This is a genomic window from Myroides phaeus, from assembly GCF_009799805.1.
Lineage (GTDB): Bacteria > Bacteroidota > Bacteroidia > Flavobacteriales > Flavobacteriaceae > Flavobacterium > Flavobacterium phaeum_A.
Genome location: NZ_CP047050.1, coordinates 1,009,184 through 1,029,590 on the forward strand (window position 1 = coordinate 1,009,184; position 20,407 = coordinate 1,029,590).

The window sequence follows — 20,407 nt, forward strand, 5'->3', positions numbered from 1 at the left end:
TTAAATAAATCCTCTGAAAAGTGTTTTTTGTAAAATAAAATCTAACGCTAATAACACAAATGCTAATAATGCTAATAAGTGGAACTTATCATCAGAGTTAACAAACTTTTGTTCGTCTATTTTCGTTTTTTCTAATTGATTAATCTCTTCGTAAATAGCTGTTAGCTTCTTCGTATCTGTTGCTCTAAAGTATTTTCCTCCTGTTATTTTAGCAATCTCTTTCATTAGCTGTTCATCGATTTCAACAGGTACTTTTTCGTAAACTATTTCTCCATTTGGTTTTATGCCTACAGGTGATTCTGCTAAACCATTAGTACCAATACCAATAGTATAAGTTTTAATGTTATACTCTTTCGCAATTTCAGCAGCCATTTTTGGATCAACTGTTCCTGTATTGTTAACACCATCTGTCAATAAAATGATGATTTTACTTTTAGCAGGACTGTCTTTCAGTCTATTTATAGCTGTTGCTAATCCTACTCCAATCGCAGTACCATCTCTTAAGTCATTATTGTACTTAATTGATTTCATATCGTTTAGAATAAGTATTTTATCACTGGTAACAGGTGTTTTGGTATAACCTTCTGCTGCGTAAATAACAAGCCCAATGCGGTCTGTTACACGTTGTTCAACAAAGTTTGCTGCTACTGTTTTTAGTGCTTCTAATCGATTTGGTTTTAGGTCTTTTGCAAGCATACTACCTGAAACGTCCATAGCCATTACTATGTCTATACCGTGAGTAGAATGTACTTTACTATCTACATTTACGATTTGTGGTCTGGCCATGGCTACAATAATCGCAGATAGTGCAAGTGTTCTTAATACAATGGAAATTGGTAGTAATTTAACTAATAGTGAACTATGACCAATAACGCTGTCTATAGAACTTAGTTTGATTGTTGCACGTTGTTTTTTTCTGTTTTTATACCATACAAACAAAGCAATTGGCAACAGTAAGAAAAGCCAAAAAAACTCTGGATTTGCAAATGTTATATTCTTCATCATTATTTCTGCTCTTGTTTATAAAGTATTGAGTCAAAGATTCGATTAACAATTTGTGGTGCTATAGTATCTTCTGCTAAATAGAATACCCATAGTATATCTTTATTGGCACCGTGTTGTGTTAATACTCCTTCAAATGCTATTTTTTCTTCTTTATTATTATCTGGATTTTCAAAGATAAAATCTCCTATTATTTTATTTCCTATGACTCCATTAGCATTCTCAAAACCTTCTTCTTTATATTGTAAATCATCAATTTTATTATTTTGAGTCATTGCTGTAATAGCATACGTTATAAGCTCTTTATCAGTGTACTTATATTCTTTAGTTGTTACTATATTGTTTAAAACAATGTGTAAAGGATCCTCTAATGTTTCAAATTTGAATTGTTGAATAGATTCTACTCCTTCTGGTTTTGTTTCTTGTATTATAGGTTCATTTTTTCTAATTAATACTTTCGGAGTACTAACTGTTATTCCTGGATCAGTTCCGTATGTACTTGTAATCCACTCTTTTCCTAATAGTTTTTTAGAGTTGTCAAATGTAAACCAAGTATATTCTTCTTCTGATGATGTGTTTACAATATATACTATTCCACATAGTAACATCAGAACGATTGAAGTCGAAATAGGAGCCCAAATACGAAAACGTTGTTTCTTTAATTTGCGTTCTTCTCTCAAACGGATGCGTTCTGTTTGAGTTGCAGCAGAAATAGGATAAGCCGTGTTAATATCATCTACAACTTGTTGTATTTTACTTGTATCGGCTGTGATTTGTCCTTCATCAGGTTGAGACTTAGCAAATTTTACTAAATCGGCTGTTTCAAGAATTCGCTTTAAATCCTTAATTATCTCTGGTTTTATCTTGATCTTTTTCTCGTTTAAAGTAGCCTTTAAAATAGTTATAATTTCAAATGTTGTAAGCTCTTTCGCAGAAATACCAAAAGTGTCCTCAATAAAGGCACGAGCAATGTTAGTCATATCTGAATAGTATGGCTTTGCATCTCCTCGGTTCCAGTTTTTCTTCTCTTCAAGTTTCTTTAACTTCTTAACTGCTTTTTCAAAAGGTGTTTTATACTTATCGTCTTCTGTTTGATTTTTTTCTTGTCGTTTTTTGATGTACAAATACATTGCAAAACCTATTAGAATAGAAACAAGTAAGAAAACAATGTAATACCAGTTTGTAGAAAAGGAAGCTCCTTCTGTTGAAATGTTTTTAATATCATATAAGGGTTGTTTGATAGTATCTACTTCAACTCCTTGTACTTGTATTTGAATTGAATCTGTGTGAAATACTTGTGCATCTACGATAATTGGTAGCTGAGGAACACTAAATGCTCCTTCATCAAACATAGTTAAATGATATTTTTTTATTAGTTCTTGTGTATCGTTATCAATGATTGTATCTGTTGGAAATGTTTCTACAACATCAAAACGACCAATTTCGTTTGTTTCAGGAAAGGTAATATGTGCACCTTGTTTTGTATGTGCTTTTATTGTGTACAAAAAAGTATCTCCTATCTTGATATTGTTTGTATCTACAATAGTTTCAATTGGCGTTTGTGCCAATGAAGTTAGTGCTGATAAAAGCAAAAAGGCGATTGTATATAGAAAATTAGATTTCATTTCTCTTAAGTTATCTTGATTTGAAGTACCCTAATAATTTTTTGACATAACTATCACCTACTTCGATGTTGATAGTTCCGGCTCCGCATTTTTGGAAGACTTTATTAAAAATTCCTTCTTGTTTTAAAAAGTAAGTAGTGTATTCTTTTCTCAACGTACTATCTGATGTATTAATTATTTGTTCTTGATGTGTTTCTGCATCAAAAACATTAATTAAACCAACATTTGGAAGTTCTTTTTCTCTTTTGTCATAAACTCTAATTCCCGTAATGTCGTGTTTTTTAGCAGAAATTTTAAGTGTATGTTCATAATTTGGTGTGATAAAGTCTGAAAGTACAAATACTATAGCTTTCTTTTTTAAAACCTTTGAAAGGTATTCTAAAGCTTGCCCTAAGTCTGTTTTTTGACTTTTTGGCTTAAAATTGATCAGTTCTCTAATGATACGTAAAACGTGTGTCTTACCTTTTTTCGGAGGAACAAATAATTCAATTTGATCAGAAAAGAGGATTAAACCAATTTTGTCGTTATTTTGTGTAGCTGAAAAGGCTAAAGTAGCTGCTATTTCAGTTATTATATCTTCTTTAAATTGATCGGAAGAACCAAAACTTTCAGATCCGCTAACGTCTACCATTAGCATTAAAGTAAGTTCTCTTTCTTCTTCAAAAACTTTTATGTAAGGTTCATTATAACGTGCTGTAACGTTCCAATCAATTGCACGTATATCATCTCCAAATTGATATTGGCGAACTTCAGAAAAAGTCATACCTCTTCCTTTAAACGAAGTATGGTATTCTCCCGAAAATATGTGATCGCTTAATCGCTTGGTCTTTATTTCTATTTTTTTGACCTTCTTTAAAATGTCTTTGGTATCCATGACTTTACCTTTCAAATTTAGTTAATTGGAAAACCTATTTATAAGACTATAAATAGGTTTTCAATATTTCGTTATTTAGAATGCTATTATGGCACTTCTATCTCATTAACAATTTGATTAATAATATCAACAGAAGTAATGTTTTCTGCTTCAGCCTCGTATGTTACTCCAATACGGTGACGTAGTACATCAATTACCACAGCTCTAACGTCTTCTGGAATTACATATCCTCTTCTCTTGATAAATGCATAACATTTAGCAGCTAATGCTAAGTTGATACTTCCACGTGGAGATGCTCCAAAGCTAATTAATGGTTTTAATTTGTCTAATTTATATTGCTCAGGATAACGAGTAGCAAAGATGATATCAAGAATGTATTTCTCAATTTTTTCATCCATATATACTTTTTTAACTGCTTCTTGAGCTCGTTTAATTTGATCAATTGTAATGACAGGGTTAACTTGTGGTTTTTCTCCTGCAAGGTTTTGACGAATTACAAGGCGTTCGTCTTCCATCTTAGGATAGTCAATCACTGTTTTAAGCATAAAACGGTCCATTTGAGCTTCTGGTAAAGGATATGTTCCTTCTTGCTCAACAGGGTTTTGTGTTGCCATTACCAAGAATGGTTTGTCTAATTTGAATGTGTCATCGCTAATTGTTACTTGCTTTTCTTGCATTGCTTCAAGTAGCGCTGATTGTACTTTTGCTGGAGCACGGTTTATCTCATCCGCTAAAATAAAGTTAGCAAAAATAGGCCCCTTGCGAATAGAGAAGTCATTCTCCTTTACATTATAGATCATTGTACCAATAACATCTGCAGGTAGTAAATCTGGGGTAAATTGGATACGGTTAAACGATCCATGAACAGCTTTAGCTAATGTATTAATGGCTAAAGTTTTCGCTAATCCAGGTACTCCCTCAAGTAATATGTGTCCTTGTCCTAATAATCCAATTAGAAGACGATCTATCATGTGTTTTTGTCCCACAATTACTTTATTCATCTCCATCGTTAGAATATCGATAAACGCGCTTTCTCTTTCTATAAGTTCATTTAACTCGCGGATATCATAGTTTGATCCTGTTGTGTCCATGTGTATGTTTGTGTTTTTTATCTAAAATAATGCTCTTTTATAATAATAACTGCAAATTCTAAAAATATTATCAACCAGGTTGTTAATGTATGGTTAAATCTAAATTACAAATTTGAATATTGGGCTTGAATTATGAGTTTCTTTTTATAATTTTAAGAACAAAACCCAAAAGTCGTGATTAATAAGCGTTTACTCATTAAAAATCTACTTGCTCATTACGATGAGAATAGCTTTTACGATAAGAAAAGGCAACTCAATTTACATACTAAATCAGGAAAAGCAAAATTCTTGAAGCATATCTGTGCCTTATCTAATTCTAACCCGGATAACAACTCTTATTTAGTAGTTGGAATCGAGGATGAAGATAATGAAATTGTCGGTGTTGACTTCTATGATGATAGTAAAATTCAAAATTTAATTAATGCGTATTTAAATAATCCTCCGATTATTACATATGATAATGTTACTTTTTCTGATTTGCCAAAGGATAAAGTAGTTGGTTTGGTTACGGTTCAGGCTAATGAAGATATTACAAGTTTTAAAAGAAATATTGGTGAAATTGAAGCGGAAACTTATTATGTTCGTATTGGTAGCACATCTGTGCCGGATGTTGTTATTCCAAAAGGTTGTAATAGGGAAATTGTAAATAGTATTGAAGCGAGTTCTCAAAATGATCTGAAGAGTATTTTGGATAGTGTTATTACATTTATGACGGATACACATCGAGATATGAAACCTCGTTATAATGTTTTTAAGGAGCAGTTTATTATTTGTTGGGCTGGAAATAAAAAAGTAATTAGAGGCCAAGTTTTCTTTTCTCGTGTAGATATTGAGTTTGTCAATGAACATTTAAAACTTTTTTATTCTGATTTGGATGTTGTAACGATTGTCTATAACGATAATGAATTCATCATAACCGAATACCTAAACTTAGGGCTAAATGATAAAACAAGTTATTATCGCTTTGAAGAAGTTTCCATTTCTTTTCAAGAAAATGGTACGTACGCAATAGGAAATAGATTGTTGTTCCAACCGCCTTCTTATAACAGAAATATTCTTGGACATATTTATGGTAATAGCTTGAGGGTGATTTATAAAATTACTAACGACTTAAAATTGACACCAAAAGAAGAGCGTATTCTTAGTAAGCTTTGTTTTAATATGATGCTTTGTTATCTTAATGGGTTTACAAGGGCAAAAGATGAGTTGATTGAAGTTAAAGATTATTTAAAACAGTCATCAGATCCTCAGTTGTTCATAGCCTTTAAGGAAGTTATGCGTATCTTACGAAAACTTAAATATGAAACAGATCAAGATGAGTAGAGTTTTAGTTATAGGAGATATTCACGGTGGATATAAAGCATTACTGCAGGTTTTAGATAAGGCTAACATTTCATCAAAAGATACTTTGATTTTTTTAGGTGATTATGTGGATGGGTGGAGTGAATCAGAGAAAGTTGTAGAATATTTATTGGCTTTAAAGAATACCAATAATTGTGTTTTTTTAAGGGGAAATCACGAAACACTTTTGTTAGATTGGCTAACGACTAAAGAGGAAAATTCAATGTGGGAATATCACGGAGGCCTTGCTTCAATGAAATCTTACTCGAGTGATAATATGGAGGAGGAACAGCTTCAAAGACATATTACTTTTTTTAAAGGGTTAGAAAATTATTATTTAGATGAACATAATCGTTTATTTGTTCACGCGGGTTTTACAAATCCAAGAGGTGTAGGTGCAGAGTTCTTTAGAGAGTATTTGTATTGGGACAGAACATTGTGGGAGATGGTGATGGCAATGGACTCTTCAATTAAACCTGACAGTGTTTTGTATCCTAAACGACTTAAACAATATAAAGAGATATTTATTGGGCATACTCCTGTTACGAATTTCGGATTTACAAAGCCTACAAATTTTATGAATGTTTGGAATATTGATACTGGTGCTGCCTTTATGGGGAGGATAACTGTAATGGATATTGACTCTAAAGAGTATTGGCAGAGTGATATAGTTGCAGATTTTTATCCAAATGAGGAAGGTAGGAATCATAAATAATGATTGATTTGTTATATTTGCCAAAAATTTATTGAGTTATGAGAAAATTATTTTTAGCGCTATTATTAATAGGAGGAACTCTTGGGGTTAAAGCTCAAGCAGTTAATGAGGTTAAAGTGAATGTGTTAAACACGTTGGTTATGGCTTCTGTTGAATTAGGATACGAACATTTTATTGATCACAATCAATCTATTGGAGCTAACTTCAATATTAATGACCGTTTTTCTTACCACGCAGAGAAAAGCAGTAGAAACCAAAAGTTTAAGACAAACAGTATTTTAGTAAACTATAACTACTATTTTGGAGGAAAATCTGATGCTAATGGAAGTGGATATGTTGTGTCTCCTTTTATGAAATATCGTTTTGGTAATTTCGAAGAAGATAGATTTAATGATGTTTCTAACCAAGTTGAGTTAGATAAAGTAGATATGAATAGCTTTATCTTTGGTGTAGGAGTTGGTTATAAATGGGCTTTAGGTGATTCTTTCACAATTCACCCATTTGTTGACATCGCTCGTAACTTTAGTAGTGAAGTAAACGACCGTTTCAGTGCAATTGAAGTTAATGCTGGTGTAAATATCGGATATAGATTCTAATTAGAATTTTAATATATAGAAAAAGGGATGCTTATGTAAGCATCCCTTTTTTTGTATGATTTCTTCTGTTTAGAAGTCAAATTTAATTCCTTGAGCTAATGGTAAGTCTGTTCCGTAGTTGATCGTATTTGTTTGTCTTCTCATATATGCTTTCCAAGCATCTGATCCTGACTCACGACCTCCACCAGTTTCTTTTTCTCCTCCAAATGCTCCTCCAATTTCTGCTCCTGAGGTTCCAATATTCACATTGGCAATACCACAATCTGAACCTGCGTGTGATAAAAATAGTTCCATTTCTCTCATATTGGTAGTGAAGATTGATGAGGATAGTCCTTGTGGAACATTGTTTTGCATATCAATTGCTTCTTCTATTGTTGAATATTTCATAACATATAGAATAGGAGCAAATGTTTCTGCTTGTATAATTTCAAAGCTGTTTTTTCCTTCAATAATACACGGTTTTACATAACAACCGCTTTCATATCCTGAACCTTCTAATACACCACCTTCAACGATTATTTTACCTCCTTCTTGTTTTGCTTTTTCAATTGCATCCAAGTAGTCTTTTACCGCTCCTTTATCAATTAGAGGACCTACGTGGTTAGTAGCGTCTAATGGATTACCAATTTTTAATTGAGCATAAGCTTTTTGAAGTACGTCAAGTGTTTTGTCGTAAACGCTTTCGTGTATGATTAAACGTCTTGTAGATGTACAACGTTGTCCTGCTGTTCCTACAGCTCCAAATACAGCTCCTACTAAAACCATATTTATATCTGCGTGTTCTGATACAATAATCGCATTGTTTCCTCCTAATTCAAGAATAGTATTTCCAAAGCGTTCTGCTACAGTTTTTGATACGTGTCTTCCGATACGTGTAGAACCTGTAAATGATACTAATGGAATGCGAGGATCATTGTTGATTAAGTCTCCACACTCGTTACCTATAACTAAGTTTGAAACTCCTTCTGGAATGTTGTTTAACTTGAATACTTCTGAGATAATGTTTTGGCAAGCTACACCACAAAGAGGCGTTTTTGAACTCGGTTTCCAGATACAAACGTCTCCACAAACCCAAGCAATCATCGTGTTCCAACTCCATACAGCAACTGGGAAGTTGAATGCAGAGATAATTCCAACGATTCCGATTGGGTGCCACTGCTCATACATTCTGTGCATTGGTCGCTCTGAATGCATTGTTAAGCCGTATAATTGACGTGATAAACCTACTGCAAAGTCACAGATGTCAATCATTTCTTGAACTTCTCCAAGTCCTTCTTGTAAGCTTTTACCCATTTCATAGGAAACAAGCTTTCCTAAGTATTCTTTTTTATTGCGTAGTTCTTGTCCGATTTGACGTACAATATCTCCTCTTTTAGGAGCTGGAACAAGTTTCCAATCTTTATACGCCGCTTGAGCAGTTTGCATAACTTTTTCGTAGTCCTCTGCTGTTGACGCTTTTACTTTTCCAATTAGTTTGCCGTCTACAGGTGAATAAGATTCAAGTACTTTTCCATTTGAAAAGGATGTTGAACCTGTAGAAGACCCTTCGTTTACTTCTTTTAAACCTAACATTTTCAGAACTTCTGAAATGTCGATTTGGTTAGTTACTGTACTCATTTTTTTAGTTTATAGTTTTTATATGGTTGATATAATGCTAATATAAAAAAAAAACACAGTATTTAATGTAAACACCTAAATAGTTCTATTTTGTAAACTTAGGGTTAGTTGGCATAACGGTATGACAACATTCACAAGTACGCAATTCTTCTGAAGAATAGAAGTGTTTAAAATGTGGTAAGAAATCAGTTTCTATATTGGTTAACTCAAAGTAAACTTCATATAGCTTGTGATTACAGTTCTCACAATACCACATCAGCCCATCTTTAGAACCTTTTGCTTTTCGCTTTTTCTCTACAACTAAGCCTACTGAGTTCTCTGTTCGGATAGGGGAATGCGGTACTTTAGGAGGGAGTAAGTAAATATCTCCCTCGTTTAAAGTAATGCGTTTTTTTTCGTTATTTTCTTGTATATCGATATAGATTGTTCCTTCTAATTGAAAGAAGAATTCCTCTGCTTCGTTGTAATGAAAGTCTTTACGTGCATTTGGTCCACCAACGACCATAATAATATAGTCAGAAGACTCTGGATATAAATTTTTATTGCCAACAGGGGGTTGTAATAAGGATTTATTCTCCTTTACCCACTTAAAAATATTAAATGACGATGTTGTACTCATAGCGTTATTAATTACTTCTACTTAACCAACTTTGCGGATTGTTGATGTCTGTATTGTGTGAAAGTAAAAACTTCAGTACTGTTTTTCCAGTACTATTAGTGTTAACTGTTCCAATGTTTTGTTTGATGCTTACTTTATCTCCTTTTTTCACAGATACATCACTTAAGTTTTGATAAACAGTAATGTAATCCCCGTGTTGAATAAGTACAGCTTTATTTCCTCCAGGTAATACTTGTACTTGTAATACGTCTCCTTGGAATACAGCTCTTGCTTTTGAACCAGCCTCTGTCGTAATCTCTAATCCACTATTGTGAATTGTAAGGTGTGTTTGTACTGGGTGTGGTTGGTCTCCATAAGGCAACGAAATATATCCTTTGCTTACTGGCCAAGGTAATTTACCTTTATTTGATTTAAAGTTATCTGCTACTATTTTCTCTTCTGGTGTAAGTTCAAATGCTGTTGCAGATTTACTTGTTGTAGTAGATTTAGTAGTTGTTTTACCTGCTTTTGCAGCTTTTTCACGAGCAATACGGTTAGCTTCTTCAATTGCCTCTTTAATTAATTGCTTAATTTTGCGGTCAATTGCTTTTGTTTGCTCTTGTTTATTTTTAATGTCTTGATTGTATTTCTTTTGATCTTTTTGAACAATTGCTACCAAGTCTTTTTGCTCTAAAAGGTCTTGTTGTAAATTCTTTTCATTTTTTTGTTGTTCAGCCAAAAGTTTTCGTTGTCTTTCTTTTTGAACTTCAAGTTTTACTAAAGCCTCTTTTAGTTCTTCTGCTTTCTCTTTTACTTCTTCTCCCTGTGCTTTTCTATAGTCAGCATATTGCTTCATATATTGTACGCGTTTATATGCCTGTACAAAGTTGTCAGATGATAAAATAAACATAATACGACTTTGGCTCGATTTAGTTTTATATGACTTTAAAACCATCTTAGCATAATCGTCTTTCAATGCTTTTAATTCAGCTTGAAGAGCATCTACTTCTCTCTGTGTCTTGCTAATTGTAGTATTAGTTGTAGCAATTTGCATCTGAACATTTTGAATCAATTGTCTGTTCAGGTTTATCTTTCTATTTTGCTCTTCTATTTCAGCAAGAATATTACGTTCCTTAGTTTTTTCTTTTTGAAGTAGGTCTTGTACTACTTTTATCTCAACTAAAATTTGCTGTTTTTTACGTTCTAATTGTTCTTGCGTCTCTTTTGTTTGTCCCCAAGCAAACACAGTAAATAAGAAAAATAGGATGTAATATGCTCTTGTCATTTGTAGAATACTTCTGTGATTTGATCTTTTTAATTTAGTCCAACTCGCTTATAACCAGATGGTACTTTGTATTTGAAGTTTAAATCTTCATTAAAAGTAACATTGTCATAACGGATGTTCAAATGTATGGTTTTTTCTTGTCTTGCGAGAATATTAATTTCAGTTGGTGTAGTAAACTTATCTACCTTTTTATAACTTGGATAACTTATAGTTACGCTTCGATTTTTTGCTGTTTCTGATATCTCTTCTTTTTTCAATAGACCACTTTTATCTTCGAAGTAAAAAGCAGATTGAATATCTTCTTCTACGGCTGCTTCTAACTTGTGAAGACCATCTTCTATTGTACTATTGAGTTTTTTATTGAAACTTTTGCTATCAATAGCTTGACCTAATAAAAGGTTTTGAAACCGGTTGAAGTCTAATTCTGTACCAACCCATTTGCTTAAAACACTAAAATCTCCTTCAAAGTAAACGCCATTGATTTTCTCGTAATATTGAACTTGTTCTGGTGTTACAAGTGCTTTTGCTACAGGAAAACCTAAAAAGCGCACATTAATAAGTATTTGTTTGTCTTTTTCGATTAGTATATCCATCCCAAATTTGCGTGATTCTTTGTCAGATTCGAATGACGCTGAAGAACGAATTGCTGATGTGGTAAAGTCGTTATTATTTTTGTTGTGGTTGTTTAGTATCGTTAATACAGTTTTTGAGTTTGTTGCATCTTTTTCATCTAATAAAGAGCCAGAATTGCCTTTTTTACAACTAATAAGTAGGGAAATACACAAAAATGTGAATACTATCTTTTTCATAACTATACTTGGAATAATCTGTTTATAGACAAGCAAGATAGATAAAAAAAATCCGTTTTAAAGTAATTTAAAACGGATTTAATATTTTTAGTCTAATACAGAATAATCTCCTATACTAATGTTGGTATGCTTGCCATCATATTTTGCATAGTTACCAATCATAGCATTGTCTAATTTCGCATTGCGAATAGTTGCGTTTGTTTGGATAAGACTATTTTCAATAGTTGAATCTTCTACGACTGAATTGTCTCCTAAAGAAACGTTTGGTCCAACTGTTGCATTTTTTAATACAACGTTATTTCCAATATAACAAGGTCTGATGATTGTACTGTTTTCAATTGTAATGTTTTCTGCTACAAAGTTTTCGTTGTCTTTTTCTAAGAAATTCAACATTCTTGTATTTGTGTCTACAGTTACATCTTTGTTTCCACAGTCCATCCACTCATCAACTTTACCAGGAACGAATAACATTCCTTTTTGCTTCATATTTTCTAAAGCATCAGTTAGTTGGTATTCTCCACCTTTGATGATATTGTTGTCAATTAAGTATTCTAATTCTTTACGTAGAACTTCTCCGCTTTTGAAGTAGTAAATACCGATAATTGCTAAATCAGAAACAAATTCTTTTGGTTTTTCAACGAAGTCTACAATTTCGTTTTTTTCGTTCAGTTGAACTACTCCAAAAGCACTTGGGTCTTCTACTTGTTTTACCCAAATTACACTGTCTGCTTCTTTGTTTAAGTTAAAGTCTGCTCTGAATAATGTATCAGCATAAGCTACTACGATTGGTCCTTGCATACTTTCTTTTGCACAAAGAATAGCGTGTGCTGTTCCTAAAGCTTCGTTTTGGTAACAGATTGTTCCTTTTGCACCTAATTTCTCTGCAATAGCAATTAAATCTTCTTCTACTTTTTTACCGAAACTTTCGTGGATGATAAAAGCGATTTCATCAATTTGGTCATTTAATACCTTAGCGATGTCTTCTACTAATCTATGTACAATTGGTTTTCCTGCGATTGGAATTAACGGTTTAGGAACCGTTAATGTGTGTGGACGTAAGCGTGAACCACGTCCAGCCATTGGCACGATTATTTTCATTTTCTAATTTCTTTGTATTTACTTCACTTATTTTACTCCTGTACTACCAAAACCACCAGCTCCTCTTTCTGTTTCATTTAAAACTTCTGCTGCTTGCCATTGAATTTGTTCAAATTTGGAAATAACCATTTGTGCAATACGTTCTCCGTTTTCAATTACAAATGGCTCTTTTGATAGGTTTACTACAATAACTCCTATTTCTCCTCTATAATCAGCATCTATCGTACCTGGGCTATTTAATAATGTAATACCTTTTTTAGCTGCTAATCCACTTCTTGGTCTGATTTGAGCTTCATATCCTTCTGGTAATTCAATGAATAATCCTGTTGGAACAATTGCTCTTTCAAGAGAATTTAATGTAATAGGCTCCGTTAAATTTGCTCTTAAATCCATACCTGCCGACTGTGAAGTTTCATAGTTTGGCAATGAGTGTTGAGATTTATTTATGATTTTTACTGTAGTCATACTTGTCTTTTTTATAGATAACAAATATAAAAAAGATATGAGTATATAAATAATTTATCGCTTGTTGATGTACGTATTAACATTTTTTAGTCGTTTTGTTATCAGATTTTAGAGAGGTTTTAAATTGAGTGTTTGTATAGTGTATGTATACTCCTTGTATAGTCAATGTATACTTTCTATGTAAAAGTGTACATTGACTATACATAAAATACACAATGAATATAGAAGCATTAGGATTAATAGGAGAATAAATGTTGCTGTGCTATCATTGTTATTTTGCTAATTTTTATAACAATAGATCGTAGGGCTATTGTATTTAAGATTGTACTTTTGTTTTCAAGTCATAAGAAAAAGCACAAATGAATCAAGAAAAAAAGTTTTTTAGCCTTAGTACAATCTTAAATAGAGTAAAGACTATTGTGGATGACGTTATTGCTGGAAATGCTTTTTGGGTTCGTGTTGAGATATCTCAAATCAAAGAGGATAGACGAGGACATATCTATTTAGATTTGGTAGAGAACAAAGATGGTGTTGTTTTGGCTAAATGTAGGGCTACTATTTGGCAAAAGAATGCTATTGATATCAAAAATAGATTAGCCGAAAATGCCAAGGAAATACTGAAAGATGGCTCTGAAATATTGTGTTATTGTGAGATTGTTTTTAGTACGGTTTACGGACTTTCTATTAATATATTGGATGTTGATTTGTCTTTTTCTTTAGGAGAGGTTGAACGTATTAAGCAGGAGAATTTAAAGAAACTGAAGGAAAATGGTTTGTTGGATCTAAATGCACGATTTCACTTACCAAAGGTTATTCAGAAAATAGCATTGATTAGCTCTGAACGAACAGCAGGACATGCTGATTTTGTGAATCAATTGACTAAAAATGAGTATGGCTATATCTTTAACGTTACAGCGATAGATTGTCAGGTACAAGGGGAGTTTGCTTATATATCGATTATTAAAGCACTGAAAACAGTAAATGATTTAGATTGTGATGCAATTGTTGTTATAAGAGGCGGAGGGGCTGCTTTAGATTTAGATGTGTTTAATAATTACGCTTTAGCTGAAACGATTGCTAAGATGAATATGCCTGTTTTAACGGGAATTGGTCATGAAACAGATAGTACTGTGGCAGATTTCGTAGCAAATAGGTTTTTTAAAACACCGAGTGCAGTGGCTGCGTTTATTGTTGAAAAAGCATACCATTTTGATGTGAATATTTCTCGTACTTATGATGGTATTATGCAGCTGTATAGACAACAAGTTACTATGAATAGGCATTTTGTTGATGTGACAGATAAGGAAATTAAATCTAAATCACTTGCGATTACTCGTTTGAAAAGGGGAGAACTTCACTTGGTTTCTAATCGGTTGATTAGTGAAGTAAAAAAGAGAATGGCTAAAGAAGAGTCTTTCTTGGAAATAAGTAAGCAAGCAATTGTGTTTCGACCTAAAACAATTCTTACAAAACAGAACCAGGTTTTGAAAGAGAAGGGGAGGATTATTTCTTTTTTAGGTGAACAAATGTTAGATACTCAAAAGCATACATTGGCTGTTTTACAAGAAAAATTGGGCTATCACGTGAATGGTTTTTTAAGACGTGAAAAAATTAGAATTAATGCGTTGGAAGAAATTCCACAGCTTTATGATTTAGAGACAATCTTGAAAAAGGGATTTTCGATTGTTAGATTGAACGGAAAAACAATAAACTATAATACTGAAATGAAAGAAGGTGATGAGTTAGAGGTTATGGTTTTTAATAAAATATATATAATTACTTTAGGAAGTATTAAAGAGGTAGTATTATGGAACAACTTACTTATGAAAGCGCAGCTTTAGAGCTTGAAGAGATTTTAGAAGATTTAAAGAATGATGAAGTTACTGTTGATGAGCTTGCTCAAAAGGTTGAAAGAGCTTCTAAATTAATTGTTTTCTGTAAAGAAAAATTGAATTCAACGGAAAAACAAGTGGAAGGTATTATAGAACGATTAGGTTTATAAATGAAGAGGACTTTGTACAATACAAAGTCCTCTTTTTTGTTTATTTATGTTGTTCAGTAGTACTATTACTGATAAACTGCCTTACATCATCGGATGAAGGGAGTTCAAATATTTCTAAATGGAAGTAATCAACGGATGCTAATACGTGGTCAAATAAGTCTGCCATTACATTTTCATAGAATACCCATAATGTACTATTGGTAAACATATACAACTCTAATGGTAATCCGTGTTCTGTTGGTTGTAGATGCCTTACCATTAAGTAAAACTCTTTGTGAATGTTTGGGTTTTGTTGCGCATAACGCAATACATAGGCTCTGAAAAGTCCAATATTAGTCATTTTTCTTCCATTGACTGGCATCGACTGGTCTGCTTGTGTTTTCTCATTATATTCGTCTATTTCTTTTTGACGTTCTTCAATATAAGGTGCTAATAGTTGTATCTTTTTTAAATTCTCAATCTCGTGTTTTTCTAAAAAACGAATTGAAGACATTTTGATATTAATACTACGTTTTATTCTTCTTCCTCCTGAGTTTTGCATACCTCGGTAATTCTTAAATGAATCACTGATTAAAAGATAGGTTGGAATTGTAGTAATGGTTTTATCAAAATTTTGAACTTTTACGGTACTTAAGTTTATCTCTAAAACTGTTCCGTCTGCTCCAAATTTCGCCATCTCAATCCAATCTCCTACGCGTACCATATCATTGGTAGATACTTGTATGCTGGCAACAAACCCCATTATAGTATCTTTAAAAATCAACATTAAAATGGCTGATGCGGCTCCTAATGAGGCAAAGAAAGTACCTAATTTAACTCCGGTTATTGTCGAAAATATAAAGATGAATGCAAAGGTATATACTACAATGGTAGCTACTTGAGAATAACTATCGACAGGCTTGTCTGCTAATTTAGGTTTTGTTTTAGAGTAATCTCTTATACTGCGTATAACAGAACGGAATAAGAATGTTATAGCAACCACCACTAATATATTAGTTAGAGAGATGGTAAAGCCCGTTAAATTAGGAAAGCCTTTAAAAAAGATAGGGAATAGAATCTTTGCAAGTGCAATCGGAATTAAATGGGTGATATTGTGAAATACTTTGTTCTCTACCAATATATCGTCAAAGTTCGTTTTGCTTTTTATAGCGAAACTTTTTACGAGTACAATGAATATGTTTTTTAGTATGTAATCTAAAATAAGCATACATATTGTAAAGGTTACTAATAGTAACACTGCTGTAGCAACGTGAGTTTCATACTCAGATAACTGCAGAAAGTCTAAAAGATTAAAAAACCAATTGTATAGACCATTAAAATCAGAAGGGTCTACAATGTTATTTATATGGGGTACTAAGTGAAGTATACTCATTCGTGTTAATAGTTTTTGTAATTAAGGTATTATAATATAGCATTATAAACCGCTATTGCAAGTTTAATGGTTTTTATCTGTTTTTATTTCTAATAAAATGCAAATGTTTTGAGATTAGACAAAAAAAAGGGACTAAGTTTCCTTAATCCCTTTTTGTTACTGATATTTTATAGCTGAGGCTTATATTTGGTTAAGCATTGCATTGATTTTATCTAAGTTTGGAGTTAAGATAACTTCAATTCGTCTGTTTTTCGCTTTTCCTTCAGCTGTTTTATTGTCTGCAATAGGTGCAAATTCGCTTCTTCCTGCTGCAGTAAGGTTCTTTTTGTCTATTCCTGCTGTTTTTTCAAGAATTGATACAATAGCTAATGATCTTTTAGTTGATAGATCCCAGTTGGTTGTTACACCATCTCCTAAGTTACCTAAGATTTTGTCGTTATCGGTATGTCCTTCAATTAAAACTGTAATGTCTGGATTGTCAGCTAATACTTTTCCTAATTCTACTACTGCTTCGTTTCCTTCGTTGTTTACTGTCCAACTACCTGATTTAAACAATAACTTGTTTTCCATAGAAACGTAAACTTTACCATTTTTTTGTTCGATTGTAAGTCCACGTCCTTCAAAGGCATTTAAAGCTTTAGATAAATTATCTTTTAAAGCTCTCATCTGCTTGTCATTATTTGCTAAGATACTTTCTAATTCAGCAACGCGTTTTGCTTTTTCTTCTAATTCTGATTTAGCACTTGCTAATCTTGCTGCTTCTGCTTTTAATGTTTCAGCACTGTGTTTTTCTAAATTAGAATAAGAGTTTTCTAAATCTTTTAGCTTGTTTTGTGCTGCAGAAATTTCAGCATTTAGATTATTGCGTTCTTGTTGCAATTCACGCAACTGGTCTGCTAATTGTTTCTTGATTTGTTCTAAGTCTGTATTTGACGTGTTTAACAAGTCAAGGTCTGAACTTAAACGCTCGTTATCTTTTAATGCATCTTGATATTGAGCATCAAGTTCGTTGTATAATCTTCTTGTTACACAAGATGAAAGCATTGTTACAGCTAATATGCTTAGGGCGATTTTACGTAATATCATATTGTAGTTTGTTTTTATTTGTTGTTTATGACTTTAGCTCTACAACAATAGGGCAGTGGTCAGAGTGTTTTACATCTGGTAAGATGCGAGCAGCTGTAATACGATCTTCAAGGGGGGCAGATACCATATTATAGTCAATACGCCAACCTTTATTGTTGTTTCTTGCGTTTGCTCTGTATGTCCACCAACTATAGTTGTGTGGTTCTTTGTTGAACATACGGAAACTATCAATGAATCCGTTTTCTATAAATTTACCTATCCAAGCTCTTTCTTCAGGTAAGAATCCTGATACTTTTGCATTTCTTACAGGATCGTGAATGTCAATTGCTTCGTGACATATATTGTAATCACCACAAATGACAAGATTTGGAAGTTCTTTTCTTAATTCATTTATATAAGTAAAGAAGTCATCCATATATTGATATTTAAAGTCTAAACGTTCAATATTTGAGGCAGAAGGTAAGTATAACGACATAACAGATACGGTATCAAAATCTACGCGTAGATTGCGACCTTCTGAGTCCATATACTCAATACCTGTTCCGTAGGCTACATTGTTCGGTTTTTCTTTACACAAAACCGCAACTCCACTATATCCTGCTTTTTGAGCTGAAAAATAATATTGGTATGGGTAACCTGCCGCCGCTAATTCTTCTGTTGGTATTTGACTTTCGTTAGCTTTGATTTCTTGTAAACAAATTACATCTGCATTTTCTTCTTGAATCCAGTCAATAAATCCTTTTTTTATTGCTGCTCGTATTCCATTTACATTGTATGAGATAATCTTCATGTTCCATTGATTGTTTGAATCGTCAAAAATAGAAAAAATATATCTTGTTGTTTAATAAGTTATCTTTGTTTTAATCAGAGATTTAAATGTTTTATAAAGTCATTATTGTTTTTTATAAGTTGTCTTTATTAAAATAAAACAGATTAGCTGAAGTTTTTAGTATATTTGTATTACTTAATTTTGAATATTAATGGGGTTAGTAACGGCGAAAGAAGTAGCAAAGGCAATTAACGTAGATAAATATGGTGTTTTAGGCACATTTTCAGGATGGCTTTTGATGAAGGCTCTGAAAATCACAACGTTAAATAAAATTTACGACCGCAATAAGCATTTAGAAAACCTTGATTTTTTAAATGCTATTTTAGAAGAGTTTCAAATCGAATTTGAAATTGATCCAGATGAACTAAAAAGATTGCCTAAAAAAGGGCCTTATATTACGATATCAAATCACCCATTGGGTGGTATTGATGGTATTTTATTGTTGAAATTAATGCAAGAGCACGATCCTAATTTTAAGATTGTTGCTAACTTTTTATTGCATAGAATTGAACCATTGAAACCTTATATTATGCCTGTCAATCCTTTTGAAAATAATAAGGATATAAAGTCAAGTGTAGTAGGGTTAAAAGATACTTTACGCCACCTTAGTGATGGCAAGCCTTTAGGAATTTTCCCTGCTGGGGAGGTTTCTACTTACCAAGATGATAGACTTGTTGTTGATAAACCTTGGGAAGAAGGGGCAATTAAATTAATTAAAAAGGCAAATGTTCCTGTTGTGCCTATTTACTTTCATGCAACGAATAGTAAATTATTCTATTTCTTATCGAAAATTAATCCAACATTGCGTACTGCAAAGTTGCCTTCTGAATTATTGACTCAGAAGAATAGAGTAATTAAGATTAGAATTGGACGTCCTATCTCTGTTGAGGAACAGAATGAGCATTATGATCTAAATGATTATGGTAATTTCTTGCGTTTTAAAACGTATTTATTATCGAATGCTTATAAGGATGAGGATAGTAGAAAGAGAATTAAAGTGCCATCTTTTAATTTTAAATTTCCGAAAGTGGTTAAGGATATTATTGAACCACAACCAAAGGAAAAGATTTTAGAAGAAATTGAGGCACTGAGAGAAAATGATTCTCGTCTTCTCCAAAGTAAAAACTATGAGGTTTTCTTGTGTAAATCTGAGAAAATCCCGTGTATTCTACAGGAAATAGGTCGATTAAGAGAAATAACTTTCCGCCAAGTTGGTGAAGGAACAAATAATGAATCAGATTTAGATCAATATGATAACTATTATCACCATATGTTCTTATGGGATAATGATGCAAATGAAATTTGTGGAGCTTATCGTATGGGATTGGGGTCTGAGATTTATAAAAAACATGGTATTAATGGTTTTTATTTGAATGAGTTATTCCGTTTTGAGTCTGAGTTGTATCCAATGCTTTCTCAGTCTATTGAAATGGGTAGGGCTTTTATTATAAAAGAGTATCAGCAAAAGCCAATGCCTCTGTTTTTATTGTGGAAAGGAATTGTACATACAACTTTACGTTTTCCTGAGCATAAGTACTTGATTGGTGGGGTGAGTATTAGTAATCAGTTTTCTGATTTCTCTAAGTCATTGATGATTGAGTTTATGCGTTCTCATTATTTTGATCCTTATATTGCACAATATATTACTCCTAAAATGGAGTATAAAGTGAACTTAAAGGATAGTGAAAAGGATTTAATCTTTAGTGAAACGGATTCGGATTTGAATAAATTTGATAAAATCATTGAAGATGTTGAGCCTGGAAAATTGAGGTTACCTGTTTTGATTAAAAAATATATTAAACAAAATGCTAAGGTAGTTGCGTTTAATGTGGACCCTTTGTTTAATAATGCAATTGATGGATTAATGTATATTAAAATTGCTGATTTACCAGAGAGCACTGTTAAACCTGTAATGGAGGAGTTTGCTGCTGAATTGGAAAAGAAAATTCAGGAAGAGAATAATAAAACGGAAGAGTAATCTGACGGAACTATAAATACAAAA

The 20,407-nt window shown here is 32.5% G+C and carries 19 protein-coding genes; 6 read left to right on the forward strand and 13 right to left on the reverse strand.

The window, feature by feature from the left end; genetic code table 11:
• The 4 genes from GQS07_RS04600 to GQS07_RS04615 all read right to left on the reverse strand — a co-directional run bounded on the left by GQS07_RS04600 (position 1) and on the right by GQS07_RS04615 (position 4,592).
• On the reverse strand, positions 1-1,005 hold the full coding sequence (locus tag GQS07_RS04600; RefSeq protein WP_158209817.1) for a vWA domain-containing protein: 1,005 nt from the start codon (positions 1,003-1,005) through the stop codon (positions 1-3).
• On the reverse strand, positions 1,005-2,627 hold the full coding sequence (locus tag GQS07_RS04605) for a hypothetical protein (protein WP_158209818.1): 1,623 nt from the start codon (positions 2,625-2,627) through the stop codon (positions 1,005-1,007). Before GQS07_RS04605 ends, GQS07_RS04600 begins: the two co-directional genes overlap by 1 nt.
• Positions 2,628-2,637: 10 nt before the next feature.
• Positions 2,638-3,501, reverse strand: a complete 864-nt coding sequence (locus GQS07_RS04610; protein ID WP_158209819.1) for a DUF58 domain-containing protein — start codon at positions 3,499-3,501, stop codon at positions 2,638-2,640.
• An 86-nt stretch (positions 3,502-3,587) separates the two neighbouring features.
• Complete coding sequence (locus tag GQS07_RS04615; RefSeq protein ID WP_158209820.1) at positions 3,588-4,592, reverse strand: AAA family ATPase; 1,005 nt, start codon at positions 4,590-4,592, stop codon at positions 3,588-3,590.
• A 174-nt stretch (positions 4,593-4,766) separates the two neighbouring features.
• On the opposite strand from GQS07_RS04615, the gene GQS07_RS04620 reads away from it, so the two are divergent.
• Genes GQS07_RS04620 through GQS07_RS04630 form a run of 3 tightly spaced genes read left to right on the forward strand, consistent with a single transcriptional unit; the run spans position 4,767 to position 7,244 of the window.
• Positions 4,767-5,915 carry a DUF5929 domain-containing protein gene (locus GQS07_RS04620; RefSeq protein WP_158209821.1) on the forward strand — a complete coding sequence of 383 codons (1,149 nt, stop codon included), beginning with the start codon at positions 4,767-4,769 and terminating at the stop codon, positions 5,913-5,915.
• Complete coding sequence (locus tag GQS07_RS04625) at positions 5,908-6,648, forward strand: metallophosphoesterase family protein (protein ID WP_158211326.1); 741 nt, start codon at positions 5,908-5,910, stop codon at positions 6,646-6,648. Before GQS07_RS04620 ends, GQS07_RS04625 begins: the two co-directional genes overlap by 8 nt.
• Before the next feature lie 38 nt (positions 6,649-6,686).
• Positions 6,687-7,244 (forward strand): DUF3575 domain-containing protein, encoded by a 558-nt coding sequence (locus tag GQS07_RS04630; RefSeq protein WP_158209822.1) that lies wholly within the window; start codon positions 6,687-6,689, stop codon positions 7,242-7,244.
• Positions 7,245-7,313: 69 nt separating this feature from the next.
• Here GQS07_RS04630 and GQS07_RS04635 read toward each other — a convergent pair whose 3' ends face one another.
• The 6 genes from GQS07_RS04635 to dut form a co-directional block, all read right to left on the reverse strand.
• Positions 7,314-8,861, reverse strand: a complete 1,548-nt coding sequence (locus GQS07_RS04635; protein WP_158209823.1) for an aldehyde dehydrogenase family protein — start codon at positions 8,859-8,861, stop codon at positions 7,314-7,316.
• Between the two features lie 85 nt (positions 8,862-8,946).
• Positions 8,947-9,480 (reverse strand): 3-hydroxyanthranilate 3,4-dioxygenase, encoded by a 534-nt coding sequence (locus GQS07_RS04640; RefSeq protein WP_158209824.1) that lies wholly within the window; start codon positions 9,478-9,480, stop codon positions 8,947-8,949.
• Positions 9,481-9,487: 7 nt separating this feature from the next.
• On the reverse strand, positions 9,488-10,744 hold the full coding sequence (locus GQS07_RS04645; protein ID WP_158209825.1) for a murein hydrolase activator EnvC family protein: 1,257 nt from the start codon (positions 10,742-10,744) through the stop codon (positions 9,488-9,490).
• Positions 10,745-10,773: 29 nt separating this feature from the next.
• A complete protein-coding gene (locus GQS07_RS04650; protein WP_158209826.1) occupies positions 10,774-11,553 on the reverse strand; it encodes a DUF4292 domain-containing protein in 780 nt (259 codons plus the stop codon).
• An 87-nt stretch (positions 11,554-11,640) separates the two neighbouring features.
• On the reverse strand, positions 11,641-12,651 hold the full coding sequence (locus tag GQS07_RS04655; protein WP_158209827.1) for a sugar phosphate nucleotidyltransferase: 1,011 nt from the start codon (positions 12,649-12,651) through the stop codon (positions 11,641-11,643).
• Positions 12,652-12,678: 27 nt separating this feature from the next.
• Positions 12,679-13,116, reverse strand: a complete 438-nt coding sequence (gene dut, locus GQS07_RS04660) for a dUTP diphosphatase (RefSeq protein ID WP_158209828.1) — start codon at positions 13,114-13,116, stop codon at positions 12,679-12,681.
• Positions 13,117-13,475: 359 nt separating this feature from the next.
• Here dut and xseA point away from each other — a divergent pair, with 359 nt between their 5' ends.
• Both xseA and xseB read left to right on the forward strand, forming a co-directional pair.
• Complete coding sequence (gene xseA, locus GQS07_RS04665; RefSeq protein WP_158209829.1) at positions 13,476-14,957, forward strand: exodeoxyribonuclease VII large subunit; 1,482 nt, start codon at positions 13,476-13,478, stop codon at positions 14,955-14,957.
• A complete protein-coding gene (gene xseB / locus GQS07_RS04670) occupies positions 14,924-15,118 on the forward strand; it encodes an exodeoxyribonuclease VII small subunit (protein ID WP_090404810.1) in 195 nt (64 codons plus the stop codon). Before xseA ends, xseB begins: the two co-directional genes overlap by 34 nt.
• Positions 15,119-15,158: 40 nt before the next feature.
• Here the strand turns inward: xseB and GQS07_RS04675 are convergent, their stop codons facing one another.
• From GQS07_RS04675 to GQS07_RS04685, 3 genes are all read right to left on the reverse strand, one after another.
• Entirely contained in the window at positions 15,159-16,490 is a 1,332-nt protein-coding gene (locus GQS07_RS04675; RefSeq protein ID WP_158209830.1) for a mechanosensitive ion channel family protein, read from the reverse strand.
• A 180-nt stretch (positions 16,491-16,670) separates the two neighbouring features.
• On the reverse strand, positions 16,671-17,576 hold the full coding sequence (locus tag GQS07_RS04680; protein WP_158209831.1) for a flagellar motor protein MotB: 906 nt from the start codon (positions 17,574-17,576) through the stop codon (positions 16,671-16,673).
• 25 nt (positions 17,577-17,601) lie between these two features.
• Positions 17,602-18,366, reverse strand: a complete 765-nt coding sequence (locus tag GQS07_RS04685) for an exodeoxyribonuclease III (protein ID WP_158209832.1) — start codon at positions 18,364-18,366, stop codon at positions 17,602-17,604.
• A 190-nt stretch (positions 18,367-18,556) separates the two neighbouring features.
• Between GQS07_RS04685 and GQS07_RS04690 the strand changes: the two genes are divergently transcribed.
• Positions 18,557-20,383, forward strand: coding sequence for a GNAT family N-acyltransferase (locus GQS07_RS04690; RefSeq protein WP_158209833.1), 1,827 nt, complete (start codon positions 18,557-18,559; stop codon positions 20,381-20,383).
• The last annotated feature ends 24 nt before the right edge of the window (positions 20,384-20,407 follow it).